General features: G+C 53.5%; 30 protein-coding genes, 1 riboswitch and 1 other annotated feature. Of the genes, 14 read left to right on the top strand and 16 right to left on the bottom strand.

The window, feature by feature from the left end:
- Position 1 precedes the first annotated feature (1 nt).
- Positions 2-118 (top strand): sporulation protein YjcZ, encoded by a 117-nt coding sequence (locus DL346_RS18575; RefSeq protein ID WP_240633313.1) that lies wholly within the window; start codon positions 2-4, stop codon positions 116-118.
- Between the two features lie 105 nt (positions 119-223).
- Positions 224-598, top strand: coding sequence for a toprim domain-containing protein (locus DL346_RS18570; protein WP_112883629.1), 375 nt, complete (start codon positions 224-226; stop codon positions 596-598).
- A gap of 19 nt (positions 599-617) precedes the next feature.
- Here DL346_RS18570 and DL346_RS18565 read toward each other — a convergent pair whose 3' ends face one another.
- Genes DL346_RS18565 through cyoE form a run of 3 tightly spaced genes read right to left on the bottom strand, consistent with a single transcriptional unit; the run spans position 618 to position 3,047 of the window.
- Positions 618-1,544 carry an AEC family transporter gene (locus DL346_RS18565; protein WP_112883628.1) on the bottom strand — a complete coding sequence of 309 codons (927 nt, stop codon included), beginning with the start codon at positions 1,542-1,544 and terminating at the stop codon, positions 618-620.
- Positions 1,545-1,553: 9 nt separating this feature from the next.
- Positions 1,554-2,174 (bottom strand): SCO family protein, encoded by a 621-nt coding sequence (locus DL346_RS18560; protein ID WP_112883627.1) that lies wholly within the window; start codon positions 2,172-2,174, stop codon positions 1,554-1,556.
- A gap of 12 nt (positions 2,175-2,186) precedes the next feature.
- Entirely contained in the window at positions 2,187-3,047 is an 861-nt protein-coding gene (cyoE, locus tag DL346_RS18555) for a heme o synthase (protein WP_112883626.1), read from the bottom strand.
- A gap of 212 nt (positions 3,048-3,259) precedes the next feature.
- On the opposite strand from cyoE, the gene DL346_RS18550 reads away from it, so the two are divergent.
- The gene (locus DL346_RS18550; protein ID WP_112883625.1) at positions 3,260-3,682 is read left to right on the top strand and encodes a cell wall hydrolase; all 423 of its coding nucleotides are present in this window, start codon (positions 3,260-3,262) and stop codon (positions 3,680-3,682) included.
- Positions 3,683-3,825: 143 nt separating this feature from the next.
- Positions 3,826-4,329: a spore coat protein GerQ gene (gerQ, locus tag DL346_RS18545; protein ID WP_112883624.1), complete on the top strand. Its 504-nt coding sequence runs from the start codon at positions 3,826-3,828 to the stop codon at positions 4,327-4,329.
- On the opposite strand, the gene DL346_RS18540 is transcribed toward gerQ, so the two are convergent.
- Positions 4,313-4,603 carry a hypothetical protein gene (locus tag DL346_RS18540; RefSeq protein ID WP_112883623.1) on the bottom strand — a complete coding sequence of 97 codons (291 nt, stop codon included), beginning with the start codon at positions 4,601-4,603 and terminating at the stop codon, positions 4,313-4,315. The genes gerQ and DL346_RS18540 overlap by 17 nt on opposite strands.
- Before the next feature lie 173 nt (positions 4,604-4,776).
- Here DL346_RS18540 and DL346_RS18535 point away from each other — a divergent pair, with 173 nt between their 5' ends.
- Positions 4,777-5,763: a metal-dependent hydrolase gene (locus DL346_RS18535; RefSeq protein WP_112883622.1), complete on the top strand. Its 987-nt coding sequence runs from the start codon at positions 4,777-4,779 to the stop codon at positions 5,761-5,763.
- A 130-nt stretch (positions 5,764-5,893) separates the two neighbouring features.
- Here DL346_RS18535 and DL346_RS18530 read toward each other — a convergent pair whose 3' ends face one another.
- Positions 5,894-6,124 (bottom strand): alpha/beta-type small acid-soluble spore protein, encoded by a 231-nt coding sequence (locus DL346_RS18530; RefSeq protein ID WP_112883621.1) that lies wholly within the window; start codon positions 6,122-6,124, stop codon positions 5,894-5,896.
- Positions 6,125-6,241: 117 nt separating this feature from the next.
- Here DL346_RS18530 and DL346_RS29135 point away from each other — a divergent pair, with 117 nt between their 5' ends.
- Positions 6,242-6,418 (top strand): DUF5325 family protein, encoded by a 177-nt coding sequence (locus DL346_RS29135; protein ID WP_165822572.1) that lies wholly within the window; start codon positions 6,242-6,244, stop codon positions 6,416-6,418.
- Positions 6,419-6,464: 46 nt separating this feature from the next.
- Here the strand turns inward: DL346_RS29135 and trpS are convergent, their stop codons facing one another.
- Entirely contained in the window at positions 6,465-7,451 is a 987-nt protein-coding gene (gene trpS, locus DL346_RS18525; RefSeq protein ID WP_112883620.1) for a tryptophan--tRNA ligase, read from the bottom strand.
- Between the two features lie 65 nt (positions 7,452-7,516).
- Positions 7,517-7,768, bottom strand: a binding site (T-box leader).
- Between the two features lie 192 nt (positions 7,769-7,960).
- Here trpS and DL346_RS18520 point away from each other — a divergent pair.
- The 3 genes from DL346_RS18520 (at position 7,961) to DL346_RS18510 (ending at position 9,537) form a co-directional block, all read left to right on the top strand.
- Positions 7,961-8,884, top strand: a complete 924-nt coding sequence (locus DL346_RS18520) for a permease (protein WP_240633285.1) — start codon at positions 7,961-7,963, stop codon at positions 8,882-8,884.
- A gap of 16 nt (positions 8,885-8,900) precedes the next feature.
- Positions 8,901-9,224: a DUF1980 domain-containing protein gene (locus DL346_RS18515; protein WP_112883618.1), complete on the top strand. Its 324-nt coding sequence runs from the start codon at positions 8,901-8,903 to the stop codon at positions 9,222-9,224.
- A gap of 94 nt (positions 9,225-9,318) precedes the next feature.
- The gene (locus DL346_RS18510; protein WP_112883617.1) at positions 9,319-9,537 is read left to right on the top strand and encodes an alpha/beta-type small acid-soluble spore protein; all 219 of its coding nucleotides are present in this window, start codon (positions 9,319-9,321) and stop codon (positions 9,535-9,537) included.
- A 63-nt stretch (positions 9,538-9,600) separates the two neighbouring features.
- Here the strand turns inward: DL346_RS18510 and DL346_RS18505 are convergent, their stop codons facing one another.
- On the bottom strand, positions 9,601-10,011 hold the full coding sequence (locus tag DL346_RS18505) for an O-methyltransferase (RefSeq protein ID WP_112883616.1): 411 nt from the start codon (positions 10,009-10,011) through the stop codon (positions 9,601-9,603).
- 245 nt (positions 10,012-10,256) lie between these two features.
- Here DL346_RS18505 and DL346_RS18500 point away from each other — a divergent pair, with 245 nt between their 5' ends.
- Positions 10,257-11,516, top strand: coding sequence for a methyl-accepting chemotaxis protein (locus DL346_RS18500; RefSeq protein WP_112883615.1), 1,260 nt, complete (start codon positions 10,257-10,259; stop codon positions 11,514-11,516).
- A gap of 73 nt (positions 11,517-11,589) precedes the next feature.
- Here DL346_RS18500 and DL346_RS18495 read toward each other — a convergent pair whose 3' ends face one another.
- Together DL346_RS18495 and DL346_RS18490 are read right to left on the bottom strand one after the other, a co-directional pair.
- The gene (locus tag DL346_RS18495) at positions 11,590-12,249 is read right to left on the bottom strand and encodes an SGNH/GDSL hydrolase family protein (RefSeq protein WP_112883614.1); all 660 of its coding nucleotides are present in this window, start codon (positions 12,247-12,249) and stop codon (positions 11,590-11,592) included.
- A gap of 16 nt (positions 12,250-12,265) precedes the next feature.
- Positions 12,266-13,225, bottom strand: a complete 960-nt coding sequence (locus DL346_RS18490; protein WP_112883613.1) for an alpha/beta fold hydrolase — start codon at positions 13,223-13,225, stop codon at positions 12,266-12,268.
- Between the two features lie 164 nt (positions 13,226-13,389).
- Here DL346_RS18490 and DL346_RS18485 point away from each other — a divergent pair, with 164 nt between their 5' ends.
- The gene (locus DL346_RS18485; RefSeq protein WP_240633284.1) at positions 13,390-14,280 is read left to right on the top strand and encodes a polysaccharide deacetylase family protein; all 891 of its coding nucleotides are present in this window, start codon (positions 13,390-13,392) and stop codon (positions 14,278-14,280) included.
- 74 nt (positions 14,281-14,354) lie between these two features.
- Here DL346_RS18485 and DL346_RS18480 read toward each other — a convergent pair whose 3' ends face one another.
- The 6 genes from DL346_RS18480 to DL346_RS18455 all read right to left on the bottom strand — a co-directional run bounded on the left by DL346_RS18480 (position 14,355) and on the right by DL346_RS18455 (position 20,189).
- Positions 14,355-15,146, bottom strand: a complete 792-nt coding sequence (locus DL346_RS18480) for a 3D domain-containing protein (protein ID WP_112883611.1) — start codon at positions 15,144-15,146, stop codon at positions 14,355-14,357.
- A gap of 108 nt (positions 15,147-15,254) precedes the next feature.
- Positions 15,255-15,450, bottom strand: a riboswitch (cyclic di-AMP (ydaO/yuaA leader).
- Between the two features lie 65 nt (positions 15,451-15,515).
- On the bottom strand, positions 15,516-16,649 hold the full coding sequence (locus DL346_RS18475) for an ATP-binding protein (protein ID WP_112883610.1): 1,134 nt from the start codon (positions 16,647-16,649) through the stop codon (positions 15,516-15,518).
- Positions 16,650-16,728: 79 nt separating this feature from the next.
- The gene (locus tag DL346_RS18470; protein WP_165822571.1) at positions 16,729-17,361 is read right to left on the bottom strand and encodes a TetR/AcrR family transcriptional regulator; all 633 of its coding nucleotides are present in this window, start codon (positions 17,359-17,361) and stop codon (positions 16,729-16,731) included.
- A gap of 135 nt (positions 17,362-17,496) precedes the next feature.
- Positions 17,497-18,180 carry a CAP domain-containing protein gene (locus DL346_RS18465; RefSeq protein ID WP_240633283.1) on the bottom strand — a complete coding sequence of 228 codons (684 nt, stop codon included), beginning with the start codon at positions 18,178-18,180 and terminating at the stop codon, positions 17,497-17,499.
- 113 nt (positions 18,181-18,293) lie between these two features.
- On the bottom strand, positions 18,294-19,280 hold the full coding sequence (locus DL346_RS29540; RefSeq protein ID WP_240633282.1) for an HNH endonuclease: 987 nt from the start codon (positions 19,278-19,280) through the stop codon (positions 18,294-18,296).
- Positions 19,281-19,304: 24 nt separating this feature from the next.
- A complete protein-coding gene (locus DL346_RS18455) occupies positions 19,305-20,189 on the bottom strand; it encodes an AraC family transcriptional regulator (protein ID WP_112883608.1) in 885 nt (294 codons plus the stop codon).
- A 99-nt stretch (positions 20,190-20,288) separates the two neighbouring features.
- Between DL346_RS18455 and DL346_RS18450 the strand changes: the two genes are divergently transcribed.
- The gene (locus tag DL346_RS18450; RefSeq protein ID WP_112883607.1) at positions 20,289-22,310 is read left to right on the top strand and encodes a beta-galactosidase; all 2,022 of its coding nucleotides are present in this window, start codon (positions 20,289-20,291) and stop codon (positions 22,308-22,310) included.
- A 363-nt stretch (positions 22,311-22,673) separates the two neighbouring features.
- Positions 22,674-23,327 carry a CAP domain-containing protein gene (locus DL346_RS18445; RefSeq protein ID WP_420849581.1) on the top strand — a complete coding sequence of 218 codons (654 nt, stop codon included), beginning with the start codon at positions 22,674-22,676 and terminating at the stop codon, positions 23,325-23,327.
- A 22-nt stretch (positions 23,328-23,349) separates the two neighbouring features.
- Here the strand turns inward: DL346_RS18445 and DL346_RS18440 are convergent, their stop codons facing one another.
- Positions 23,350-24,252, bottom strand: a complete 903-nt coding sequence (locus DL346_RS18440) for an AraC family transcriptional regulator (RefSeq protein WP_240633280.1) — start codon at positions 24,250-24,252, stop codon at positions 23,350-23,352.
- Between the two features lie 159 nt (positions 24,253-24,411).
- Here DL346_RS18440 and DL346_RS18435 point away from each other — a divergent pair, with 159 nt between their 5' ends.
- Positions 24,412-25,248 carry a phytanoyl-CoA dioxygenase family protein gene (locus DL346_RS18435; RefSeq protein WP_112884049.1) on the top strand — a complete coding sequence of 279 codons (837 nt, stop codon included), beginning with the start codon at positions 24,412-24,414 and terminating at the stop codon, positions 25,246-25,248.
- The last annotated feature ends 303 nt before the right edge of the window (positions 25,249-25,551 follow it).

The raw sequence follows: 25,551 nt of genomic DNA, 5'->3' as shown, positions 1-25,551 counted from the left end.
CATGGATGCTGATCGCGGAGGCCATCACGGCCATCACGGATTTACTTCTGCTGGTTCCATACTGGTGCTTTTCATCTTGCTGGTTATCGTCATTTGCGGCTGCGGCGGCTGGTTCTAATTCATCCCCGCGCCAATTGCGATCATCAAACGGCTTGCCTGTCGGCAGGCCGTTTTTCGCATTTATCGCAAAATGAGGTAAACTAGTGGCAAGAGGTGATCGAAAGTGGATGATATCGCCATCATCGTCGAAGGCAAAAACGACCGGAGCCGGCTCCGCCGCGTGCTTGCGGAAGAAACGCCGATCTTTTGCACGATGGGTACGCCAGGCGTAAACCAAATCGAGAAGCTGCGCAGGCAGGTCGGCGACCGGCAAGCGTATATTTTCACCGACAACGATGCGTCCGGCAAGCGAATCCGCGGCATGCTGCGCGAGGCATTCCCGGATGCGGAGCATATCCATACCCGCCGCGGCTACCCCGGCGTCGAGAAAACGCCGGAAGAATACTTAATCGAGCAATTAGAAAAAGCGGGCCTGGAGGAATACATCGTGTATCCCGCGCCTGGCTCCGCTATTTGGAGTAAGGAAGACGATTTTTAGATAAGGGCTGTATGCTTTGCTATATTTTCAGAACATAAATCACAAGTGTGACCGTTACAATGCTGAGCAAGGTCGACGTCAACACCGCCTGAGAAGCGAACTCGCGCTCGTTGTCGAACTCTACCGCCAGCAGCACGCTGGATAGCGATGTCGGCACGCAAGAGGAGACGATAAGCGCTTGGGCCATTAAGCCGTCCAGCTGGATCAGCTTTACAACCCCAAAAGCGAGAATCGGTCCAACCAGCAGGCGGAGCCCGCAGGACAGCAGTACGTCTTTCAACATGAAGCTGCGGAAGGATACCGTCATGCTGCCCAGCTGAACGCCGAGCGTCACGAGCGCCGTTCCGATAAAGGCGTTGGCCGCATAATCGAGCGGTACGTTTAAAGCATGCGGGATCGGTACATGAAAGCCCCGCATGAGAAAACCGAGCGGGATGACATAGATGACCGGCTGTTTCAGGATGGTTCGCACGATTTCTTTGCCGCTGATCCGGTGCGCGTTAACGCTATAGATGCCGTAGGTGTTCGGAAGCAGCGCCTGCAGCATCATAATGAGCACCTGCACCGATAAGGTGAACGGATTGGAGGCGAATACGAGCTCATTTAGCGGGATGCCGTAGTTCGCGCTGTTGTAGAACAGCACGCTGTTTCGCATGGCCCCCCGCCTGCCCCCTTGCATGCCCCGAAGCCGGATGACTCCCTCCACGCAGACGTACATCAGCCCCATAAACACGACAAAGAACAGCAGCACGGACATGGCCGACTTCAAGGTCACCTCCGTTGTGTACAGCAGTTTAAAGATGATCGCCGGAGAAAATAAGTAAAAGTTCAGCTTGGACAATGTTTTGATATCTAAAGAAAAAACCCGATGCAGCGTGATGCCGATAGCGATCATGACTGACAACGGGATGATGTTGTTCCATAATATCGAAAGAAAAATAACCATGCCGGCCCTCTACTCTTCGACCAGAGCGTCAACGACGTCTACAAGCTTGTCCGCGTTCTGGGTCTCATCGATCGATCCCGTCACATATTTCCGGACGACGCCTTCGCGGTCAACGAACGTAATCATATCCGAGTGCGTGAACAGGTTCGTCTTTGGATCCTTCACAAGTCCCAGTCCGAAGTCCTTCATCAGCTGCTTCGTTTCTTCCTCGCTTTTCCCGCGAAGGAAGGTCCAAGCGCTCTTGTCGATTTCAAACCTATCGGCGAATTTGCGCATGTTCTCAAGCGTATCGCGCTCAGGATCGAACGTGATCGACATGAACTCCACGTCTTTGCCGTAAACCCCGCTTTCCTTCAGCTTGTCCTGCAGCTGTGTCATCAGGAAGGTGGTCGGCGGGCAAATGTCGGGACAGTTGGCGTAGAAGAAGTAGATGACTCGCACCTTTCCGTTCGAATCCGCAAGCGAGACGCTTTTGCCGTCCAAATCGGTCAATTGAAAGTTAGGCGCCTTTAAGTTCTGATCGAGATTTACTTTCGCTTCCTTCGTAGAGGAGAGATACAGGTAAAGCCCCATCGCCGCGCAAAGCGCAAGCACCGCTATTGTGAATCCGTATTTGCGTAAAACAGGCATGAAATCGCCCTCCTAACCGATGCCGTTCGTATCGACGATCATAACGAGAAAAACGATCATCAAATAGTTGATGGAGATGAAAAAGTTGGTTTTGGCCCACTTGTTGTCATCCTTCGCCTTTAAGCCGGTCAACGTATGAATAAGCCAAAGCACGCCGCCGACAAGCGAAATGATGAGAAAGGCATAACCGACATAGCCGTACGTAAAAAACAAAATCCCGGTCGGAATCAGAAGAATAATGTAAGGGTTCATCTGCAGTTTCGTGCGCTGAATGCCCTTGACGACCGGAAGCAGCGGGAAGCCCGCGGCACGATACTCCTCCACCCGCCTGATCGCTAGCGACCAGAAATGCGCCGGCTGCCAGAGAAACAAGAGCGCGAACAGAAGCCATGCGCCTTCATCGACAACGCCCGTTACCGCGCAGTAGCCGATGACCGGAGGCATCGCGCCGGAAACGCCGCCGATCGAGGTGCTCCAAGTCGACGTCCGTTTAAGCCACATCGTGTAAATGACGACATAAACGAAAAAGCCGAGCAAGCCAAGCCAGCCCGTCAACGGGTTGACAATCGTGAACAGCACGATAAGCCCCGCGATGCCAAGCACGACGCCATAGATCAACACGTTCGTCGGGCTCAGCCGGTTCGTAGGCAGCGCGCGGTTCTTCGTGCGTTCCATCTTCTTGTCGAGCTCGCGGTCCCAGTAGTTATTAATGACGCACGCAGATGCCATCGTTAATGTCGTACCGATCAGCATATATAGCAGCAGCAGCCAGTCAATATCCCATTTGGAAGCGACCCAGAATCCGCCGAACGCAGCGAACGCATTTAATCGCAGTAGTTTCGGTTTTGTCAGGGCCACATATTCTTTAAACACAGCCAGTCTCCCCGCTTCCAATGCCTATGAGCATAATTGCATATCTTCTTTAAAATCGTTCTTAATCATACCGAAAAACCAAGCTGTTTACAATGTTCGCGGTTGTTGTTCATGAAATTGACACCACCTAGGAACCATTTGGGCTCCTCCTCAATACACTGTCATTGTGGTTACTAGCCCAACCGAGCGAAAGGAAGTGGAATGGAAGCGACATGGCAGCTATCAAATCCAACTCCGAAGAAGTGAAACTGCTGGCTAGGCTCCTGCGCGCGGAAGCCGAAGGCGAAGGCAACCAGGGCATGTTGATGGTCGGCAACGTTGGCGTGAACCGAGTTCTGGGCAACTGCATCGACTTCAAAAACATTCGCAGCATTCAACAAATGGTATTCCAAAGCCCCGGCGGTTTCGAAGCGACACAGAAAGGCTATTTCTATCAGGCTGCCAGGGAAAACGAGATCGAGCTGGCCAGACGCGTGATCAACGGCGAACGGATATGGCCGTCGTCTAACGCGCTGTGGTACTTCCGTCCGGCCGGCAGCTGCCCGCCAACCTGGTGGGACCAAAAGTTCGTGGGCAAATTCAAAGCGCATTGCTTCTACAATCCGAAGCCGGAAGAATGCCCGCGCGTATTTTAAAATCTAAGAAAGTATAAGTTCTCATTATACTTTGCTTAGATTACTAAAGGAAGAAACTTGCCGCGCCGCCTAAGGATGGCGTCAGCCGTTTCTTCTCGACGTTCGAATAAAGTTGAAGAAACGAAAGTGAGGAATTGAGTTCTATGTCAAACGGTTATTGGAACAAACCAGCGGTAAGTCCAGCAAGCACAGGAGGATTCCCTGGAGGCTACGGTTTCTATCAACCGACCCCGACGCCGCTGCCAACGCCGGTACCGACACCATTCGTGGCAGGCGCTTCCGCTGGAATGCCGCCGCAAGTACCAAGCGGCTCCTTTGTCACACCCGCCGGCGGTAACGTCGTTACCGTGCCGGCTACGGAAGAATCTTATGTAGAGAACATTTTGCGCCTGAACCGCGGTAAAATGGGTACCTTTTATATGACGTACGAAAACAACCGGGAATGGAATGCGAAAGTATTCCGCGGCATCATCGAAGCCGCCGGACGCGACCATATCATCATTAGCGATCCGTCGACCGGAATGCGCTACTTACTGCTTACGCTTAACCTCGATTACGTCACGTTCGACGGCCCGATTAATTACGAGTATACGTTCAACGGCCAAACGATTACGAACACGGTTCCGATGACTACGAACGGACGCTAATCGGCTTAAACGTCCACGAGTGGAGCTTGGTGCTTCCCCCCGGCACCCATTGAGCCATTTCATGCCAAGAAGAACGCTCGCTGCAGCGTTCTTTTTTGATGTCCAGCGCTTCCTGCTCGCTCTCCGCCTCCCAAACCTCCACGAACAGCAGCGGCTGATCGGTGCCCTCATACAGGTTGAACGCATCGCCGGCCCCTGGCTTTTCCGCAATCCAGCTTCTGTACGTCTGTTCGAATTCAGGCGCAATATGGTATTCCACGAAACAAATAAACATGGCCAAACTCCTTCCAAAAGTTATGGGACGCGCTGCGCCGCCTAAAAACGCCCTCCGCGAAAGATTTAGTTATAAACGCCCACGATTCGGAAAATACTTAAGCGTACATATAGAAGTATACACAAAATGAACATTTCCACACCAAAGCTAACGCAAACGAGGAGGTTCCATCCATGGATAGCGGAACGCATTTGGTTATGGGGCTCGGGCTCGCGGGACTCGCTTCCGTCGACCCCGTCGTCGCATCGGACCAGACGCTATACGCCGCCGTTCTGATCGGCGCGGTTGCGGGGTCGCAAGCCCCCGATCTCGACGGTTTGCTCCGCTTCAAGAGCAATGCGGCATATATTCGAAACCATCGCGGCGCATCGCATTCCCTGCCGGCCATAGCCATATGGGCCGTGCTGATTACTTTCGTGCTTCAAATGATCTTCCGCTTCCAGCTTTCGTGGCTTCATCTTGGCGGCTGGGTGCTGCTCGCGGTCGTCGTCCATGTATTTTCCGACCTGTTCAACACATACGGGACGCAAGCGATGCGGCCATTCAACCAGAAGTGGATTGCCTGGAATATTATCCATATCTTCGATCCGGTCATCTTTATCGCCCATCTGATCGCCATCGTGATGTGGGGGCTCAAAATCGGCGATCCGCAGGTGATTTTCCCGCTGCTGTACGCTTTCCTAATCGTTTATTATAGTTGGCGAACGGTGGCGCACCGCTCTCTGAGTAAGCAGCTCATGCGAGTCGACGAGCTCTATGAGGACGGAGAGCAGTTTATCCTTATTCCGACCATCTCCTTGTACGATTGGAACATCGTGAAGCGCCGGCCCGACGGTTCCTTTATGATTGGCGACTATCGTCACGGCAAGCTGCGCTGGCAGGACCGGGCCAAGTGCTCCGATCATCCGGCTGTGGAAAAATCGAAGAACGACCATTCGATCCGCGCGTTTCTGTACTTCACTTCCTTTGCCTGCGCCGAGGTGCAGGAGCATCCGTGGGGCTACGAAGTGCGCTGGTCGGATGTACGCTACCGCCACCGCAAGCAATATCCGTTCGTCGGCGTACTGCTGATGGACACGGAATACAAGACGCTCGGCTCCTATGTCGGCTGGCTCAGCGATGACCGATTGCAAAAACGGCTCAGAATGAATACGTATTGACTTCAGCAAGCCTCTTCTTGCACAATAGAAGGGGTTTTTGCCTGGTTTTTTTTGCGTTTATAAAAAAAGCAGAAGCTCAAGGCTGCCCTTGAGCTTCTGACCGTTACTTTGTGGAGATTCCTGCTACAGCTTAGCGGAACGAAGATTGTCCCGACAGTTGCTGTTCAGCCATTTGGACGAGTTTCCGAGTGATGTATCCTCCAAGTGAGCCTGCATCACGCGTAGAGACATTACCATAGTAGCCGTCTTGCGGAATTGCAATACCGAGCTCTTGCGCAGCTTCGAACTTCATTTGTTGAAGAGCTGCTGTTGCTTGAGGTACTACCAACGTATTGCTGCTACGAGATTGTTGTCCTGCCATGTGGAAATTCTCCTTTCATCTCTTACGATGGTGTGTTGCAAACTTATTATGATTCGTTTGCGAGTAGAATATGCTAAAGTCCGTAAAGAATTTATCAGGTTAAGGAGACTGCCAGTTATGTCGAAGCCAATGTCCTTGTTTTTCGCGGTTTTTTCGGTGCTGCTTATGTGCGCCACAGCTATTTCCATCAGCTATAATGGGTGGCTCGCCGTCCTGTTCTTCCTTTTGACGGTTGGCAGTATCGGGGCCGGATTTATCGTCGGCGCAAAAATGAGACGCCGCAAGCAGGGATGATCGTCATCCCTCGCCTGCGGCGTCTTTGTTTTGTGCCTTCTAACCATTAACGGGGCAGGAGAAAGCCCATTCTCTCTTTCGCGTCGCGGAGCGTTTTCTCCGCGATCCCCGAAACCTGCTCCGCGCCTTGCTTGAGAATCTGATGGATTTCGCCGGAGCTGCGGATTTCCGCGTAGCGCTGCTGCAGCGGTTCAAGCTTCGCCACGACATGCTCCGCCAGATCCTTCTTGAACGCTCCATAACCTTGTCCTTCGTACCGAGCCGTAATTTCTTCCAGCGTGATCCCCGCGCAGTGCGAGTAGATGCTCATCAGGTTGCTGACTTCCGGCTTCTCGGCCGGATTGAATTGCACCTCGCGGCCGGAATCCGTCGTCGCGCGGCTGATTTTCTTCCGGATGACATCCGGCGGGTCAAGCAGCGCAATGTAGCTGCCCGGGTTCGGATTGCTCTTGCTCATCTTCTTCGTGCCGTCGTCGAGCGACATGATGCGTGCGCCGACCTTCGGAATGTACGGCTCCGGGATCGTGAACATGTCGCCGTAGCGCTGGTTGAACCGTGCAGCCAAATCGCGCGTCAGCTCGAGATGCTGCTTCTGGTCATCGCCTACAGGCACGAGATCCGCGTTGTACATCAGAATATCGGCCGCCATCAGCGTCGGATACACGAACAAGCCGGCCCCGACGGAGTCCTTGCCGTTGGACTTGTCTTTAAACTGCGTCATGCGCTCGAGCTCGCCCATGTAAGCAAGCGTCGTGAACAACCAGCCAAGCTCCGCATGTGCGGCTACGTGGGATTGAGCGAATACGCTCGCTTTGGCAGGATCGATGCCTGCCGCGATGAACAGCGCTGCAACCGATTCCGTTTGCTCTCTTAGCGCCGCAGGTTCCTGAGGAACCGTAATGGCGTGCAGGTCAACGACCATGAAGAAGCATTCGTGGGTTTCCTGCAGCTTAACGAAGTTTTGAATCGCGCCGATGTAGTTGCCGAGCGTCAGCTGGCCGCTCGGTTGAATGCCGGATAATACGCGTGGCATAGTCGGTTCCTCCTTGTGAATGTAGATTCTCATCGTTTTTTTGGACGCAAAAAAGGTCCTCCGCCGCAAGGGACGAGGACCGTGGTGCCACCCTAATTTGTTTGACAAGCATATAGCTCTATGCAAGCTGCTGCAGCAAACCTCAAGCTCCCTAACGCGGAGCGAACGGAAGACGCATACGGCGGGTCCGCAAGGACCGCTTTCCTCATCTCTACTCAGGGATCCATTCGGCATCGGAGGCATGCGCCGGTTTGCACCAACCACCGGCTCTCTGTCGCAGCCCTTCCGCGCTTACTTCTTCCCATCACAGTATTTAGGTGAAATTATACTCCCTCCGGCATAAAAGTCAAGAGTGCCAACCGCCCAATCTTTTCGCCGGTGCCCGAGAAAATTTGTCTAGGGAAGGCTGTCCTGCTCCTCGCTTCTCGCGCATACCTTTAACAGTAGGGGAATAGCTTGGCCTCTCTCTGCATCCGCTATCCTCACCCGAAAGGAGCCTGCGAGCCGCCGTGCATGATTTCCAGCATATCTTTATCAGCATCATTATAGAAGCCTTTCCTTTCATCCTGCTCGGTGTCTTCTTCTCGGCGCTGCTGCAGGTATTTGTATCGGACGCGATGATTGCGCGGCTGACGCCGCGAAATCCGGTCATAGGCGTCCTGTTCGGATGCTTGCTCGGACTGCTTCTCCCTCTGTGCGAGTGCGGCATGATTCCGGTCGTCAGACGGCTGATCCGCAAGGGCATGCCGCCATACATCGGCATGGTGTTTATTTTTGCGGGGCCGATCATAAATCCCATCGTGCTTGCCTCTACGATCAGCGCCTTCCGTTCGCAGCCGGAGATCGCATTTGCCCGGATGGGAATCGCGTTCGCGGTCTGCATGCTGCTCGGGCTGCTCATGTACCGGTTCATGAAGCGCAGTCCTCTCAAGCTCGGCATCCACTCTTTCGCGTCGGGCCGCGCCGGCGAGTCGGCTTACGGCCACAATTACAACCACGGCAGCCTGAACAGCGGCTTTCGCGAACGGGTTCACGCTACTTTCAATCATGCGTCGGACGAGTTTTTCGATATCGGCAAATATCTGATCATCGGCGCCTTGCTGACAGGCTTCGTTCAAGCCACCATAGATCCGAACGTGCTGCTATCCGTTAGCGAGCACCCTGCCGCAGCAACGATCGTGATGATGGGCGCAGCGTTCGCGCTGTCGCTGTGCTCCACCTCGGATGCTTTCATCGCCTCATCGTTCCATGGCATCTTCGGCCCCGGTGCGCTGCTCGGATTTCTGGTATTCGGCCCGATGGTCGATGTCAAAAGCATGCTGATGCTTTTCTCCGCTTTCCGCAGCAAAGTGATCGTGGCGATCTGCCTTTATCTGATCGCAGCCGTATGGCTGTTGTCCCTTGCAGCGGAGAAGCTGCTAACCGGCTATTAAGGAGGCTGCTTCCATTATGTTAACTTCACAGCAGATCGCCGCAATCCACCATATCATCCGAAGCGTCATTCTAACCTGCTTCGGCATGTTCATCATTTACTTGGTCCGCACCGGCAGCCTGCACCAATATGTCGAGCCCAATCTGAACCTTTACGTCAAACTATCGGCCATGGGACTTTTCGCTACAGCGATTTATCAGCTCCATACCGCTTGGGAAAAATGGCATGGCATCGAAGCTGCGGCCTGCGACTGCAACCATGATCCCTCTCCTTCGGCCATCGCGAATGTATTTTATTACAGCCTGTTTCTGCTCCCGCTCGCACTTGGCTTCCTGCGATAAAATTGGAAAAAATTACATTCCTTTCGGTGTATTCGCTTTCGTATAAAACCTTCCAGTGAATCCATACTAAGGGTACACAAAGGAGGTGATTACGATGGCTTCTAACCGCAGCGGATCCTTGGTTGTGCCAGGTGCAAGCGCAGCGCTTGACCAAATGAAATACGAAGTTGCAAGATCACTCGGTATTTCCTTTGCGCAAGACGGCTACTATGGCGACATGCTGACACGCGATGCCGGCTATATCGGCGGTAACATCACTCGCAGACTGGTTGAATTGGCGGAATCGCAACTTGCTGGCAGAATTTCCCGCTAAGCCGAATTCAGGCAAACAAAAAGCTGCCCCAATGAGCCGAGGCAGCTTTTTTGCCGTTTGCGTTTATGGAGCGTCCCGCAGCGAGTGCTGCGCGTATTTCGGGGTGTAGCGGAACATTGAGCTAGCCATGTTATAGTTGGACTCGAACAGGATGCTCGCCGACCAAGCGCCGGTGCCGGAGCGAACCGCGAAATCGTACAGGATTTCGCCATGCGTCCAATTACGCTTGAGCTTTATCGAATCAATGGCCATCTTCCTGAACGCCTGTACCTGCTCCCTCGTCATCCCCTGCTCCGACTCTCCGATGCAGCCGTTCTTGCTTTCAATCGGATGATGCCGAACGCCGTATTTGCCGACGGCGTTATTCCGAATTTGAATGATAACTGTTCCTGCTTGTGCGTTTAGAAGTTCCTCTTCCAGCTGTTTAAAGACAAGCTCCACTTGACGGGCTAATGGCATAGCATCCAAATTCATAAGCTGCACCTCCGGGTTGCTCTTTTAGATGTTATTTCCAGTTCACAAGACCCATTATATGACAAGAAGTACAGCCCTTCAATCCTATTTTTACAAAAATCTTACAGAATTTATTTCTTTCGACACCATCCATATCAGTCTGCTTCCGCTATTTCCGACATGGTTCATCCGCATTAGACGACGATAGACAAACTGGATGGCTTTGCTATAATAAAACTATTCCAATAAAAGGGGCGTTTTTCACGATGCAATGGTTCCATTCCTTATCCATCCGCAACAAGCTTCTGGTGGGCTGTTACGCCATCGTTGCCGCATTTTCGCTCGCCTTATTGCTTGGCCTTGCAATGACTGGCGGAAGCCTCCTGCTCGGATTGTACGTCATCGTGATTGCCGCTATCTCCGCCTTTCCTCTTGTGCGGGCAATTGAGACAGCGCTTACATCGTCCATCGACGAAATGACCTCCATTGCTTCCGGCATTGCGAAGGGGGATTTTACGCAGAAGGTGGACGTAGCCTCATCCGCCTCGCTCGGCGAGCTTGGCCATTCCTTCAATGGCATGGTCGATAAGCTGCGCGATATCCTAAAAGAAACTTCCTCGATTTCACGGCTTGTTAACGATACCAGCCGCAGCATATTCGATAAGAACGTGGACTTAAAGAAGGTTATGGAACAGGTCGCCTCATCGGCAGGCGAGCTCGCAACGGGGTCAAGCCAGATCTCCGAGGATGTAAGCGATATGGCGGAATCGATTCGCGAAATCGAGGATAAAGTGTCCGCATACGCGCATTCCACGAAGGTGATGAACGAGCGCTCCGAACAGACGCTGGGCCTTGTTGCCCGGGGGCGCCATGCCGTTGAGAGCCAATCGGCAGGCATGTCCCGCAACGTCGAGGCTACGAATCAGGTAGCCGAGGCGATCGAAGAGCTTGCGCGTAAGGCCGCAGGCATCTCGGCGATTACCCGCACGATTTCGGATCTCGCGGAGCAGACCAACCTGCTGTCGCTTAACGCTTCCATCGAAGCGGCCCGAGCAGGCGAGCACGGTCGCGGCTTCGCCGTCGTCGCCCAAGAGGTGCGCAAGCTTGCGGAAGAATCGACGTCCTCGACGAAGGAAGTGTTCACGCTCGTCCGCAGCATCGATAACGGCGTGAAGCAAGCGACCCAGAACATCAAGGTCAACGAAGAGATCGTTCGGCAGCAGATGAAGATGCTGCGCGACTCCGAGCTTGTCTTCTCCGAGCTAGTGACAAGCGTTGAGTTCATTACCGAGCAAATCGCCCAATTCTCCCGAGAGAGCGACCGGATGATGGAGAGCGCCCGCAAAATTTCAAGCGCCATTCAAAACATCTCCGCGATTACGCAGCAGTCCGCTGCAGGTACGGAGCAGGTGTCCGCGTCCATGAACGAGCAGATCGGCTCGGTGCAGGCTGTCGTTGCGGAAACCGAGAAAATGCAGCAGACGGTGGTGCAGCTGCACCGTACGATATCGATTTTTAAAATATAAACCAAGAAGACCTCCGCTGTTCCTGCCGTTGCAGAAATAAGCGAAGGTCTTCTTTTTACTTAACGTGTCCGAGCTACAGCCCCTTCGAATAGTCGAAGCCGACCGCTTGCAGAAATGCCCGCGCCAATACTGCATGGCCGGCCTGGTTAGGGTGGACGCGGTCCCAAGCAAGCGTAGCCGGGTATAAATGCTCCATAACCCGGTTGAACGCGGCTTGCGTATCGACGAAGACGGCATTGTGCTTATCAGCGATGTCTCTGACGACTGCGCCGTAGCGATCCATCTGGGCTCTCATCGCGTCGCTCGGATTCGGCTCCAGATAGAACGGCGTCATAAGCAAGAGCCCTTTCAAAGAAGGCTTCGTTTGAACGACCAGCTCCTCCAGCGTTGCCGCATACTCTTCAATGCCTACCTGCGACTCCCTGATGAGCGGCATATCGAATTGGCGCCATACGTCGTTCGTCCCGATCATGACGGAAAGCCAATCCGGCTTCAGCGCAAGCACGTCGGTGTCCCAACGCTCCTTCAAATCGCGTACCGTATTGCCGCTTGTTCCCACGTTCACGACGCGGATGCCCCGCTCGGGGTACGCCGCAGTAATCAAAGCATCGACAAGGCCGACATAGCCCTTGCCGATCGCATCGAATAAACCTTCCCCGATCGGCCTAGCCCGACCGCAATCGGTAATCGAATCGCCAATCATGACCAGCTTTTCGTTTGTCCCTATCCGCATTGCTCTCAAGCCTCCTTTATTCTTTCAAGAAAAATTGCATCACTTTATCGTTCAAGCCCGGCAAGCCCTCGTGACCGAAATCCGGGAAAATTTCAAGCCGTTTCTTCGACGTAATCTTGTTATAGGCGGCAAATTGGCTGGATGGCGGGCAGATCGTATCCATCAGGCCTACACCCATGAGCACCTCGCCTTGAATGCGGTTCGCCAAATGCTGAATATCGATGTAGCCCAGCTTCGTAAAAATCTCCTCTTCGCGCTCATGCTGCGGGTCGAAATGACGGAAGAAGGTGCGCAGCTCATGGTAGGCATCCTTATCCAGGTCCATATCCCAAACGCGGCGATAGTCGCTCAGGAACGGAAATACCGGCGCCAGCTTGGCCACACGCGGCTCAAGCGCCGCGCAAGCGATTGTCAGCGCCCCGCCTTGGGAGCCGCCCATCGCATAGACGCGATTCGGATCAACCTCCGGCATACCCAGCGCGATGCCCGCAAGCTGCGCCGTGTCGAGGAAAATATCTCTGAACAGCAGCTTGTCCGGCTCATCGTCGAGACCGCGGATAATATGGCCGTGATGCGTGTTGCCTTTCACGCTGCCGCTGTCCTCCGACTTGCCGCCTTGTCCGCGGCAATCCATGGCAAAAACCGAGAAGCCTAGCGAGGCATAAGCGAGCCGCTCCGTCCAATCGCCGGCACTGCCGGTATAACCGTGAAATTGAATGACAGCCGGTTGCGGCTCTGACGCATGCCGCGGTCTTACGTATTTCGCATGTACGCGAGCGCCTTTCACGCCGGTAAAGTAAAGATCGAAGCATTCCGCCTGCGGCGTCTGAAAAGCGCTCGGCACAAGCTCGATCGCGGCATCAATTTGACGCATCTCGTTCAAGGCACGCTCCCAATAGGCGTCGAAATCGGCAGGCTTCGGATTTATTCCTGTATACGCTTGCAATTCTTTCAGAGGCATATCGATCGTTGGCATGTTCTATCTCCTTTGCGACTTATTCCCTTCTCATGTTACGTGCTTAAGGTGGACGATGTAAAGAGGTTTTGCATGCATGATCGAGGAAAGGCGGGGCAAAATGAAGTCTACCTGATACTGCACGGCTGCGTGTCAATCAATCGATGGAAGCGGGAGGGAAAGAGATGCTCAAGATGCCTGATCCAAAACGCATGTTAGCGCTGCTGATCGCTTGGACGGCCATTTCCTGCTCCTCGTGGGGCGCCGAAACATCCGTTTACTCTTCCGCGGCCGAGCCCCCTGCCGGAATGCAGATCAATACCGAACATGGGACAAGCACGATTGAACCTTCCTTTAGCAGCGGGCAGAAGCGAAGAAAGAAGAAGCAAAGCCGCAGGGAAGCCATGTCTTGGGTAACGCTGCAGCAGCGCTTCCCCGGCTCCTTCGTCATCTGGGGGCCTCGCCAGTACCGCAGGGTCGCTCTTACCTTCGACGATGTGCCGGATCCCCGGTACACGCCGAAGGTGCTGGAAACGCTCGCCCGCTACAAGGTCAGAGCGACCTTCTTCGTCGTCGGCTCCCGGGCGGCCAAATACCCGGCCATGGTGCAGCGTATGCGCCGGGAAGGCCATATTATCGGCAATCATTCGTACGATCATGCCGTGTTCTCGCGGATTTCCCGCTATGCCTTCGAGCAGCAAATTTGGAAGACCGATTGGATCTTGCGCCCTCTTGCCGGCTACAGCCCGAAATTCATCCGGCCTCCATACGGCGAGATCACGCCGCAGCAGGTCGCCTTGCTGCGCAGCTGGGGCTATATCGTCGTCAACTGGGACGTCGATTCCGTCGACTGGAAGAGCCTTGACAGCAACAGCATCCTGATCAATATCAAAAAAACGCTTCAACCGGGGTCGATTATATTACAGCATGCTGGCGGCGGCGAAGGACAGGATTTATCCGGCACGATCGCCGCGCTGCCAAGGCTCATCCGCTTGCTGCATAGCAAGGGCTATCAGATCGTCACGCTTCCGGAGCTGTTGAACCGCCCCGAAGCGCGAGGCCGCAGATTCCGTTAAACGACCTGGTGGCGGCATGAAACGCGCAGCAAAAAGCGGCAGCCCATCGGGACTGCCGCTTTTTTGCTTATCTGCTATTCAAGAATAAAGACCTTTACGTTCTGAAAGCCGAACATGCTGGCTTCTTTTTGCGATTGCGGGACGAAGATGTCGATGCGGTTGCCTTTGATCGCGCTGCCTTGATCGGTAGCGACGGCCATCATGCCGCCGATCGGCAAACCGTCATGATCATAGCCTGTGATGTATACCTTGCTGCCCATCGGGATGACATCCGGATCGACTGCGATCGTGCCAAGCTTAAGCGGATTGCCGTAGTAGTCTACAGGACCCCAGCCGTTCTCCGACGGATGGGCCGTATACGCGCTCGCTTTGACCTGTACAACGTCCTTGTAGTCGTACGAATGACCGCCGACCGTAATGACGTCGTCGCTGCGGTCCACGGACGCTTTTCTCATGGATTTAACTGATGCCTTCTCCGCTTTCGGAGCGGCTTTCTTCTGCTGCTTCACTTTCGCCGGCTTTTTCGCTTTCTTCTCCGGCTTAGCTTTTGCAGCCTTCTCAGCCTTTTCAACCTTTGCAGTCTTTTCAGCCTTTTCGGCTTTCGCTGTTTTTGCGGCTTCAGGCTTCTTGCTGGCGGCGGAAGGAATCACGATGCTGAGTCCTTCGTAAATGTTGCCCGGATCGATATCCGGATTTGCCTTCAGCATCAGCTCCAGCGAAATTTCGAAGTACTTGGAAAGCTTCCAGAATGTATCGCCTTCTTTAGCTTTGTACGTGGCATCCGCACTTGCCGTAGCCGAATTTGCGACAATGGCAAAGCCAAGCGCCGCGATTACTGCGCTTTTCTTCCATAGTGTGTTCATCATGTTGGGCAAGGCCTCCTTTGATTTACGGACATAAATCCCAGTTCGGACTTATTCCGTCATCGCGATACAGGAACATGCAGCTTATGTTCGATAAGCGGCAAAAATCTTTCCTATGTCGCATGCGGCCTACGAGGTTAGTTGTCGGATTCGGATTGAGGAGTTCAACCCTACGCTTAACCAAAGCGATTCACCCCAGCGCCAAGTGCGCAATCTACCGTTCATTCGAAAATGTCCGGCCGGAGGGCAGTTACTGCCGCTCCCTAATGATCCCCCGTACGATACTTCGTTTCGGCTCGCGTAAAAGAATATCACATCCGTTAGGCGAAAGCCTACCGGTAAATACAGGCAGACCGTTTTAAGCAAGCTCCTTTAGCCATTCCTTGGAAGGAAAATCGTCACCGTTGTCCCTTTGCCAGGCGCGCTCGAAATATCCATTTTGCCGTGGTGACCCTCGATAATGCGGTAGCAGATCATAAGACCAAGTCCAGTGCCGCTATCCTTCGTCGTAAAGAAAGGCCCGCCGAGCTTCGGCAGCTGATCCTCCGGAATGCCAACGCCCTCATCCACGATTTCTACGGTAAATCCGTGCGGCTGAAGCAGCTTCATGTTGATCGTAATCATCCCGGCGTTCGGCATCGCCTCGATCGCATTTTTCAGCACGTTGACAAAGACCTGCTTCAGCTGGTTCTCGTCACAGAGCAGCTCGGCCTCATCCGCCTCTGCATGCAGCACGATTTCCACATTGCGCAAAATCGCCTGCGTTTCCAGCAGCGTCAGCACGTTTTGAATAATTTTTTTCAGATCATGCCTCTTGAACTGGTTCGCCTGCGGCTTGGCCAAGGCCATAAACTCCTGCACGATCGAGTTGATGCGGTCCAGCTCGACGAGCATAATGTCAAAGTATTCATGGTATTGATTGATTTTCGCTTTCAGAAATTTGGAGAAGCCTATGAGCGAGGTAAGCGGGTTGCGGATTTCGTGGGCGATGCCTGCAGCCATTTGGCCGGCTACGGACAGCTTCTCGGACTGGATGAGCGCCTCTTCTTCTTTCTTGCGGTCGCGGATATCATGGAATACGGTTTGAATCACCGTTCCTCTGCCCGGGTAATTGCGGATTCGTATGCTGGACACTTCGACGTCGATGATTTCGCCATCCCAGGCAATCAGCTTGCAATCCGCGAACTCATTAGGCTCGTCAGTCTGCAAGACAGCGTTTAAGCGAGCCACTGTCCTTTCCAAAAAGTCAGGATGTATGTATCTGGAATTCATCCTCGCTGCGGGAAGGGAAAAATCCGCTTCCGTAAGGTTAAGCAGCCTAAGGCCCGCTTGATTCGCAAATAAAATGATATTTCCGTCATGCACAAATATCGGCTCAGGCAAATACTTGATCAACCGTTGATAATTGTGAGCATCCGACTCCGATGCAGGCTGAACCGGTTTGCCTAGCGTTCTCTTCACTTTTACAGCAAGCGACCTGTTACAATACACGGCTTTGCGCCTCATTGTCTCAAACCCTCCGGTAGAAAGTCTACATAGATGAATTCGCTTTTACGCCGCTTAAACCCTGCATACTTAAAAAGTTTTAATTTTGCTTCATGCCGCGAACAAGGGTCAGGATGCCTTGCCTAAGGATCGGGAGCGTCCGCTCAAGAAGCTCCGCGGTCGGCTCGAGGTGACCGGTGTAGGTGCTGATAAAACCTTGCAAATAATAAAATAACATTCTGCCGTTATCGATCGCGGCAGCCGACTCGCGGTCCGGTGCCTCACTCGCGCCCGTAACCGTCTCGTGAAGCATCTGCGAAATATGTGTAAACAGCCGGATGCGGATGACGTTGACTTCAAGCTCCGGACTTGGATCGTCGACCCGAACCGAGCCGGACATGAACAAGACGGTCTGCAGGCTGCCGCTTGTCAGGCAGAATACGACGTATTGCTCGCACACCGCGAGCAGCCTGTCTTCGGGCACTGCTTCCCGCCTCCCTCGAAGTTCTAACAGACGCTGTTCCAGCTGCAGCAGCGATGGAATCGCAATCTGCTGAAGCAGTTCTTCCTTGCTGTTGTAATATAAATAAATGGCCGTGTGGGAGCAGCCTGCCGCTTTGGCAATCTCGCGCATCGTTACGGAAGGATAGCCCTTCTCGGCGAACAGGGCGGCTGCGGCGTCCCGGATTGACGCCTTCATCGCTTCGGACAGCTGCTTTCTTCTTGTCATCATCAGTCGCGGCACCTCTATATGCATTCGAATTGGATAACCATTGGTCACAGAATAACCGATGGTTACTGTGACGTCAAGGAAACGCAAATAAGCGGCCGTTAAGCCGGCCGCTTATGGTCTATCGCATATTGTCTATTAAGACGTAAATTCTTGTACCCATTCGCCGTTGTAGTAAGCAACGCCGATTTTATTGAAGTTTTTGCTCAAAATATTCGCTTTATGGCCAGGGCTGTTCATCCAAGCGTTCATAACCTCAGCCGGCGTACGCTGGCCTTTGGCAATATTCTCGCCTGCATAGGAGTAAGTTACGCCATATGCGCGCATCATATCAAACGGCGAACCGTAAGTCGGCGAGTTATGGTCGAAATAATTGTTCACGTACATATCCTTCGCCTTGTCCAACGCAACTCTATTCAGAAGCGAATCTGGTTTTAGCGCAGTAAGCCCGGCATTCGCGCGTGCCTTGTTCACCAGGGTAACGACTTGCGTCGCATACGTGCTCTTATCCGTCGTGCTTGTGCTAGTGCCTGCGTTCGTCGTACCGGTTCCTGTCGTGGTTCTAACCGAAACCTTAACGGTCATGCCCGGCCAGATGATGTTCGGGTTTGCAATGTATGGGTTCGCTGCGATCAGCGAGTTCAAGCTGATTCCGTATTTCTTGGCAATCTTGTACATCGTGTCGCTTACCGTAACCTTATATGAAACAGAGGTGTTCACTGTAGCTGCTTCTGCCTTCTGCAGGGCTGCTCCTCCTCCAGCCACGATCAAACCGGCTGCAAGCACGCTAGCGACACCTATACGAAATGGTTGCATCTTCATGAATATTTCCCCCTTGTTTTGGAAAAAGTGTGCCGGCCTTTCCGACGCCACCCATGTTAACACGGGAAAATAGCAATTACACCTCATAAAATATGGAAATCGCCCATTACGGGTTAAAAATCATCGAATACAAAGTCTAATTTATCGGCCTTTTTCAGGTTGCATGCCGAGCATGCGCAGACGCAATTCGCCGGGGAGGACAACCCGCCCTTCGACTTTGGCAGCACATGGTCGATGGTGTCTCCGAATTTGCCGCAATAGCGGCAAACATAATCGTCTCGCTGCAGCACGAGCAGGCGGAAATCCGACTTCGTGTAGAGCTTATGGATCAAGCCCGGATGAATGATGCCCGCTGCGCCTTCCTCCACCATCCGCACCGCCATCTCGGTAGGAATGTCAGTCGACCAGCGTTTGCCCGTTTCGCGGCGGCCGCGCAGCCGGATTTGGCCTCTGCCGCGGTCGTTCAAGAGAGACGTTTTGAACGAAAACTTCCCTCTGATCGGGCTGATGTGCCGGTCGGGCGGACGAACGAGGATCTGCTCTTCGCATACCGCCGAATCCTCAGCCTGTAAAATTCTGATCTTCGCTGTTTTATTCCGTTTGCGGCGGCCTCTCTTGCGCTTTCGTTTCGCAGGAGACGCCTGCTCCGAAGCAGCTTCCTGTAAGCCTGCCGCGACCTCAAATTCCAGCGCTTCAGGTTCTAAGGAGACTTGCTCCGCTGCTGACAGGCCTTGAACGGCCGCAGTTCCATTTGCCGCCGCCTTGCTGCGCTTCTTGCGGCGGCGCTTCCGTTTTCTGGCCGGCTTAACGGGAGCGCTTTCGATTTCGGAACTTATCGTCACTTCGCGCATCCCATCGGACTGCCCGTTCACGATCACGCCCGGGTCATCCGCCAGTATTTCGTCCGCGACGGCGGCAAACGCTTCATGCTCCTCCGAACGCAATTCCCGCTTCCGTTTGCGCAGGCAGGATCGGCAAATGCCGCGTCTGCCGGTGCTTCCCGCCCTTTTCGTAAAGGCTGTTAACGGCTTCTCCAGCCCGCATGCCGTGCAATGCTTTATGTCCATAGTCTCATTTTCCGCTCCGTCCGTCCGTTTCATTTTGCCTCCAATTGCTTTACACCGTTATAGGACCGTCGTCAATCCATGCAGCTTGCGGAACTGTTCAGGCGTTATTCCCTCCGACTTGCCGAAAGCCGCTATGAAATGGCTCGGATCGCGGTATCCGGACAGCTGGGCGATTTCTTTAATGGATCTTTTGTCGCCGAGGCTCATCATTTCCTTTGCTTTAATCATCCGCAGCCGGATTAAGTAGGCATAGGCCGTAATGCCGAACGCCTGCCGGAACAGCGAATTTAAATATCGCGGGCTGATTTCCAGCTGCTCTGCCATATCGGTGAGACTTATGTCGGGGTCCCCGTAATGGACATCGAGCCAATGGAGCAGCGGATCCAGCTTCTCCAGGTGCTGGAACACGGACGAGCGCCCGCCCTTCTGCCCATAGATTTTTATCATTGTAAGAAACCGGTACAGCTGCGCGGAAGCGTCAAGACCTGTCCGGTCATCGTCTTGGCCCGTTTGCTCCACCATGCTGATCAGCTGGGAAGTAATCGGCGCGTCTTCGTTCCAATTGAGCCACTCCGTATGCCGAATGCCAAGCGAGGCCAGCATGGAGGCAGCCAAGACACCGCCGAAGGTGACATACATGGTCGACCATTTCTTTCCGCCCTTGGCCGAGTAAGAATGAGGAATCCCGGGGAAAAGCAATGAGCCGTTGCCCGGCGGCAGCGAATACCGGATGCCGTTTAGCTCGAATTCCCCTTCGCCTTCCACCGTTTGCAGCCAATGGAAGCAGGGATAGCCCTTAGACCGGTCGATCGGTTCCTGTTCCGGATTAATGCCAATGCTATCTACATACAGCGGAAGCTCATATTCGCCCATCGTAATCATGTAACGGCTGCGCTGCTGACCTTCCACGAGTCGTTTGATCCGCTCGATAATCTGTTCCATATTATCATATCCTGACTATGCTTTTTTATATATCTCTCCTCCGCATCTTACCATAAAATAAAGCTGTTATCATTCTTTTCACTGGAGGAAATGACATAGATGGATACAGCCAAACTGCCCAAAATGTTATATGGCGGCGATTACAATCCCGAGCAGTGGGATCCGAGCATCTGGCCGGAGGATATGCGGCTGATCGAGCTCGCCGGCATGAATATCGCTACCGTCAACGTTTTCTCCTGGGCGATGCTTCAGCCTAGCGAAGATACGTACAACTTCGAGACGCTCGACCGCATCATGGATATGCTCCACCAGAACGGTATCCATGCTTGTCTAGCCACAAGTACAGGCGCTCATCCGGCTTGGATGGCGCGCCGTCATTCCGATGTGCTGCGTACGGATTTCGAAGGCCGCAAACGCAAATTCGGCGCACGCCACAACTCTTGTCCGAACAGCGAGACCTACCGTACTTACTCGACCCGTCTCGCCTCAAAGCTGGCGGAGAGATATGGAAATCATCCTGCTCTCTTGCTGTGGCACGTGTCCAACGAATACGGCGGCGATTGCTATTGCGACCGCTGCGAAGCCGCCTTCCGGGTTTGGCTGCAGAAGAAATACGGCACGCTGGACAAGCTGAACGAGCAGTGGAACACCCGCTTCTGGGGGCATACGTTCTACGATTGGGATGAAATCGTGCTGCCAAATGCCTTATCCGAGCAATGGTCCTATAACTCCACCTGCTTCCAGGGCATTTCTCTAGACTATACCCGCTTCAATTCGGACAGCATGCTGGACTGCTACAAGCTGGAATATGACGCAATCAAAATGATTACCCCTCATATTCCCGTTACGACGAATCTGATGGGTACCTACAAACCGCTTGATTATTTCAAGTGGGCCAAGCATATGGATATCGTCGCGTGGGACAACTATCCGTCGATGAATACGCCGTCCAGCTACGTCGCCATGACGCATGATCTGATGCGGGGGCTCAAAGGCGGCGCACCGTTTCTGCTGATGGAGCAGACGCCGAGCCAACAGAACTGGCAGGCCTACAATACGCTAAAGCGCCCAGGCATTATGCGGCTATGGAGCTACCAGGCCGTCGCGCACGGCTCGGACAGCGTCATGTTCTTCCAGCTGCGGCGCTCTGTCGGCGCTTGCGAGAAATACCACGGCGCGCTCATCGAGCATGTCGGCCATGAGCACACCCGCGTATTCCGGGAATGCGCTCAGCTTGGCGCGGAGCTTTCCTCGTTCGGCACGAAGCTGCTCGGTTCCCGGCTGCCGAGCCGCGTCGCGATTATGTTTGACTGGGAGAACCGCTGGGCAATCGAATATTCCAGCGGTCCGACCGTTGATTTGAAGTATGTGGATGAAATTCACAAGTATTACCGCGCGTTCTACGATGGCGGTTATCAAGTGGATATCGTTTCGTTTGAGGACCGTATAGAGGAATACGATATCGTTGTCGCGCCGGTCATGTACATGGTTAAGCCTGGCATGGCTTCGCGGATCGAGGCGTTTGTCTCGGGCGGCGGTACGTTCGTCACGACCTTCTTCAGCGGCATCGTGAACGAGAACGACATCGTCACCTTAGGCGGCTATCCCGGCGAGCTGCGCCAGCTGCTCGGCATCTGGGCGGAAGAAATCGATGCCCTTTACCCGGACAGCAGCAATAAGATCGTCATGAATGAATCGTACGGTTCGCTTCAGGGCACGTTCAGCTGCTCTTTGCTGTGCGATTTAATCCATAGCGAAGGCGCCGACGTACTGGCCGTATATGGCGAAGATTTCTACGCCGGCATGCCCGTGCTTACCCGCAACCGGTTCGGCGGCGGACAAGCCTGGTACGTCGCATCGAGTCCTGATGAAGCGTTTTTGCGCGGTTTTGCCGCCGAGCTGTGCAGCCAGCACGGGATCGAGCCGCTGCCGGGCAAAGCGCCTGGCGTCGAGCTTACACGCCGTGCCATCGATAACCGGACTTATTTATTCGTGCTGAATCATAATGCAGGGCCTGTCACGATCGATTTAGGCAGCGAATCCGGTACCGATCTTATTACCGGCAGCTCCATTTCAGGACAAACCGAAATCGCCGGTTACGGCGTTCTTATTATTGAGTAATTTACTTGATATTGCCTAAGCGGCGCACCGCATAGCTCCTTTCGCCCATGAACATATTAGTGGTGTGAAAGGAGCTTGATAAATAAAATGAGACGCTTTTTAGGTACGTTACTCGGCATTGTTTTAGCTTTTGGCATCGGCGCTTTGATCTACAATGCGGTTTCCGACAACCGCGTGGTAGGTCCAGACAACAACACCTACCGTTCAGCAAACAGACCAGGCGTCAGACAAGATCTCAGGAATCTCGGGAATGACGTCAGACGGGGTCAGGATCTCAGACAAGATTTCAGAAGTCTCGGACACGATGTCAGACGGGATCTCACTCCTGATCTGAATGGGCGGTACAGCATGAGATCCCGTGATATGCTGCCGCTTAATCCAGGCCACAGAACGATCACTCCTTATAACGCCAATGGCGCGGGTGATTGGGGCAACTTAGGCAACATCCCTTGGTATCAGTTGTATTATGGCGGCACATGGAACCCGTATACTGGCGGCGCTCCTAATGCAGGCACTGGCTACCCGAATACGGGAACTCGTTATCCAACAACGAACAACCCTCCGGGCACTACCGGCGGAAACACTGGAAACACCGGTGCGGGTGCAGGTGCTGGTGCGGGTACGGCGGAAACCGGATCGATCCAGCAGCAAATTTTGCAGGCCGTTAACGCGGAACGCTCGAAGGCCGGCTTGCAGCCGCTGACGTTGAATGCCTCATTGTCCAAAGTCGCACAAACGAAATCCCAAGATATGCGCGACAAAAACTATTTTGACCATAATTCGCCGACTTATGGCAGCCCATTCGATATGATGAAGCAGTTCGGCATCAACTACTCTTATGCCGGCGAGAACATCGCGGCAGGCCAAAAAGGCGTACAAGCGGTCATGACCGCTTGGATGAACAGCGAGGGGCACCGCAAAAACATTCTTAGCCCTAACTTCACTCAGCTTGGCGTAGGCTATGCGGCAGGCGGCAACATGAGTCCTTATTGGACGCAGCAGTTTATCCGTCCGTAACATGAAGCAAAGCGCGAATCCTTCAATCGGAAGGGTTCGCGCTTTTTGATTGGCTTTGCTTGCCGCGGTACGCGCCGGGCGCTGTCCCGACTTCCTTCTTGAATGCTTTCGTAAAATGATGCACGTCGGCAAATCCGCAGTAGTCGGCAATGTCTTCGATCGTATGCTTGGAGCCGGTCAGCAGCTCCTGCGCGTGGCGAATGCGCAGCTGCAGCAAATATTTGTGCGGAGATACGCCAAGCTGCTCCTTGAACTTCGCGCTGAATCGCGAAGGCGATAAATTGGCCCGGGCAGCCATCTCGCTGATCGAAAGCGGCTCAGCCAAATTCAAGGATAAGAATGAGGTAATCCAATTCATCCGCTGGGGTGCCGCCTTCTCCGTCTGCTTCAAATCGGTATGGTCTTCCAGAATCGCAAGGATCACCTCGGTGCCAAGCGATTGCGCCCGCAATTGCATGAGCGGATCCCGATGCTGCCAGCATTCCACCATCTCCAGAAACTTGTCTCGAAGCGCAAGGGGATGCTTGGGCCGAAGCCGAACGGGAATAGAAATGCCGTGAAAATCGTTAAGGCGCGGCTGGATCAGATGCTCATACGGTTCGAGGTCAATCATGCCGTTGCGCGTCGGAAACCGTTCCTCGCGACTGGCGTCGTAGAATAAATCCATGTGGGCGAACGGCGTAATCGTGTTCGTCCGGCCTTCAAGAACATTTAGGCTTCTCGGTTGAATCAGACAAAAGTCGCCTGGGCGGAACTCATACGGGACGCCGTCCACGTGGAACAGGCAGTCCCCTTCTTGAAAATAGACGAGCAAATAATCAAGCAACCGCCTGGCCGAATACATCCAAGGCCTGCGGACGGCATAATCGCTCTCCCGGATGTAGGGCACGATCGGATGCTTCGCCATCAATTCGGATAAGTACATTTATACAAGCTCCTCTGCCGGATTCGATGATCGTTTGCTTTTATTATACAGGTTCCGCAGTTGTTTTTGACAAAAGAATCGAGAGATTGAAACAAAGTAAGCGGATTGCCGTCCGGTTTATAATAGAAGCATCTTAGCATGATTAAGGAGATAATGACGATGAAAATTCCAGCTAATCTGGCGGAACTGCCGCAGCTTGATACTGACTATCCGTTGACTGAAGAGCAGATCGCTTCCTATCAACGCAATGGGCATATTTACTTAAAGAACATTTTGTCCGCGGAAGAAATCGGTTATTACGAGCCGTTAATCGCGGGTACGGTACGCGAGCACAACTACCAAACGAAGCCCGTGGGGGAGCGCGATACTTACGGCAAAGCGTTCATTCAAATTTGCAACCTATGGCAAATGAACGAAGGCGTGGCACGGTACGTGCTTGCAAGACGTTTTGCCAAAATCGCGGCCGAGCTCATGGGTGTGGAAGGCGTTCGCATCTACCACGACCAGGCGCTCTTCAAGGAAGCGGGCGGCGGCCATACGCCATGGCACCAAGACCAAGTTTATTGGCCGCTTGAAACGCCGAATACCATCACGCTCTGGATGCCGCTTGTAAATGTCTCCGAAGAGGTCGGATCGATGACCTTCGTCGACGGCTCGCACACATCGGGCTACATGAGCCGCCAGTTCATCTCCGATGAATCGCATAAGACGCTCGCCTCCTATATTGAAGGCAAAGGCCTGTCAAAAACGAACTACGGCGCCATGAATGCCGGCGATGCCACGTTCCACGCAGGTTGGACGCTGCACTCCGCTCCAGGCAACCCGACGGACACCATGCGTGAGGTTATGACGATCATCTACGTTGCGGACGGCGTCAATACGATGGCGAATCCGGACAGCAGCGCACGCGAATCCGACCTGAAATCCTGGTTCCCAGGCGTGAAGGCCGGCGAACCGGCGGTGTCTCCGCTCAACCCGCTCGTGTATAAGCGATAATCCGATTAACAAGAAAGCCCAAGTACGGTACCGGTCCGACCCGGTTACAGCACTTGGGCTTTTTTTATTGGTGTCAAGCTTAACGAACCGTATCGACCTTATTCGCGTTAAAACGGTCGTTTTGACAGGCTAACGAATTGCAGCGACGTTATTGGGCCTCCTATTAGCCAATTGGTGCTGTTTGTTGCACAATAACGCCACTGTGGCTCGTTATCCCCATCTATTTCCTTTTTTACCCATATAACTCTCGTCGAGTTTCTTTTTGGGTTTCCTGCCGTGCCTGAAGCTGCCGGAGACCTCGGC

It is taken from the genome of Paenibacillus montanisoli (assembly GCF_003268025.1).
Taxonomy (GTDB): Bacteria; Bacillota; Bacilli; order Paenibacillales; family Paenibacillaceae; genus Paenibacillus_Z; species Paenibacillus_Z montanisoli.
The sequence above is the reverse complement of the archived record's forward strand: the minus strand, read 5'-3'. Positions and strand labels throughout refer to the sequence as shown.

Coding starts and splice junctions, on each gene's coding strand:
- DL346_RS18575 (WP_240633313.1), top strand. CDS start 2: ATGGATGCTGATCGCGGAGGCCATCACGGCCATCACGGATTTACTTCT.
- DL346_RS18560 (WP_112883627.1), bottom strand. CDS start 2,174: ATGCCTGTTTTACGCAAATACGGATTCACAATAGCGGTGCTTGCGCTT.
- DL346_RS18465 (WP_240633283.1), bottom strand. CDS start 18,180: ATGAAGATGCAACCATTTCGTATAGGTGTCGCTAGCGTGCTTGCAGCC.
- DL346_RS18475 (WP_112883610.1), bottom strand. CDS start 16,649: ATGAGGCGCAAAGCCGTGTATTGTAACAGGTCGCTTGCTGTAAAAGTG.
- DL346_RS18440 (WP_240633280.1), bottom strand. CDS start 24,252: ATGTACTTATCCGAATTGATGGCGAAGCATCCGATCGTGCCCTACATC.
- DL346_RS29540 (WP_240633282.1), bottom strand. CDS start 19,280: ATGAAACGGACGGACGGAGCGGAAAATGAGACTATGGACATAAAGCAT.
- DL346_RS18480 (WP_112883611.1), bottom strand. CDS start 15,146: ATGATGAACACACTATGGAAGAAAAGCGCAGTAATCGCGGCGCTTGGC.
- DL346_RS18515 (WP_112883618.1), top strand. CDS start 8,901: ATGTTAACTTCACAGCAGATCGCCGCAATCCACCATATCATCCGAAGC.
- DL346_RS18470 (WP_165822571.1), bottom strand. CDS start 17,361: ATGATGACAAGAAGAAAGCAGCTGTCCGAAGCGATGAAGGCGTCAATC.
- DL346_RS18485 (WP_240633284.1), top strand. CDS start 13,390: ATGCTCAAGATGCCTGATCCAAAACGCATGTTAGCGCTGCTGATCGCT.
- DL346_RS18565 (WP_112883628.1), bottom strand. CDS start 1,544: ATGGTTATTTTTCTTTCGATATTATGGAACAACATCATCCCGTTGTCA.
- DL346_RS18445 (WP_420849581.1), top strand. CDS start 22,674: ATGCTGCCGCTTAATCCAGGCCACAGAACGATCACTCCTTATAACGCC.
- DL346_RS18500 (WP_112883615.1), top strand. CDS start 10,257: ATGCAATGGTTCCATTCCTTATCCATCCGCAACAAGCTTCTGGTGGGC.
- DL346_RS18510 (WP_112883617.1), top strand. CDS start 9,319: ATGGCTTCTAACCGCAGCGGATCCTTGGTTGTGCCAGGTGCAAGCGCA.
- DL346_RS18455 (WP_112883608.1), bottom strand. CDS start 20,189: ATGGAACAGATTATCGAGCGGATCAAACGACTCGTGGAAGGTCAGCAG.
- DL346_RS18505 (WP_112883616.1), bottom strand. CDS start 10,011: ATGAATTTGGATGCTATGCCATTAGCCCGTCAAGTGGAGCTTGTCTTT.
- DL346_RS18490 (WP_112883613.1), bottom strand. CDS start 13,225: ATGCCAACGATCGATATGCCTCTGAAAGAATTGCAAGCGTATACAGGA.
- DL346_RS18550 (WP_112883625.1), top strand. CDS start 3,260: ATGGCAGCTATCAAATCCAACTCCGAAGAAGTGAAACTGCTGGCTAGG.
- DL346_RS29135 (WP_165822572.1), top strand. CDS start 6,242: ATGTCGAAGCCAATGTCCTTGTTTTTCGCGGTTTTTTCGGTGCTGCTT.
- gerQ (WP_112883624.1), top strand. CDS start 3,826: ATGTCAAACGGTTATTGGAACAAACCAGCGGTAAGTCCAGCAAGCACA.
- DL346_RS18435 (WP_112884049.1), top strand. CDS start 24,412: ATGAAAATTCCAGCTAATCTGGCGGAACTGCCGCAGCTTGATACTGAC.
- DL346_RS18540 (WP_112883623.1), bottom strand. CDS start 4,603: ATGTTTATTTGTTTCGTGGAATACCATATTGCGCCTGAATTCGAACAG.
- DL346_RS18535 (WP_112883622.1), top strand. CDS start 4,777: ATGGATAGCGGAACGCATTTGGTTATGGGGCTCGGGCTCGCGGGACTC.
- DL346_RS18530 (WP_112883621.1), bottom strand. CDS start 6,124: ATGGCAGGACAACAATCTCGTAGCAGCAATACGTTGGTAGTACCTCAA.
- trpS (WP_112883620.1), bottom strand. CDS start 7,451: ATGCCACGCGTATTATCCGGCATTCAACCGAGCGGCCAGCTGACGCTC.
- DL346_RS18495 (WP_112883614.1), bottom strand. CDS start 12,249: ATGCGGATAGGGACAAACGAAAAGCTGGTCATGATTGGCGATTCGATT.
- DL346_RS18450 (WP_112883607.1), top strand. CDS start 20,289: ATGGATACAGCCAAACTGCCCAAAATGTTATATGGCGGCGATTACAAT.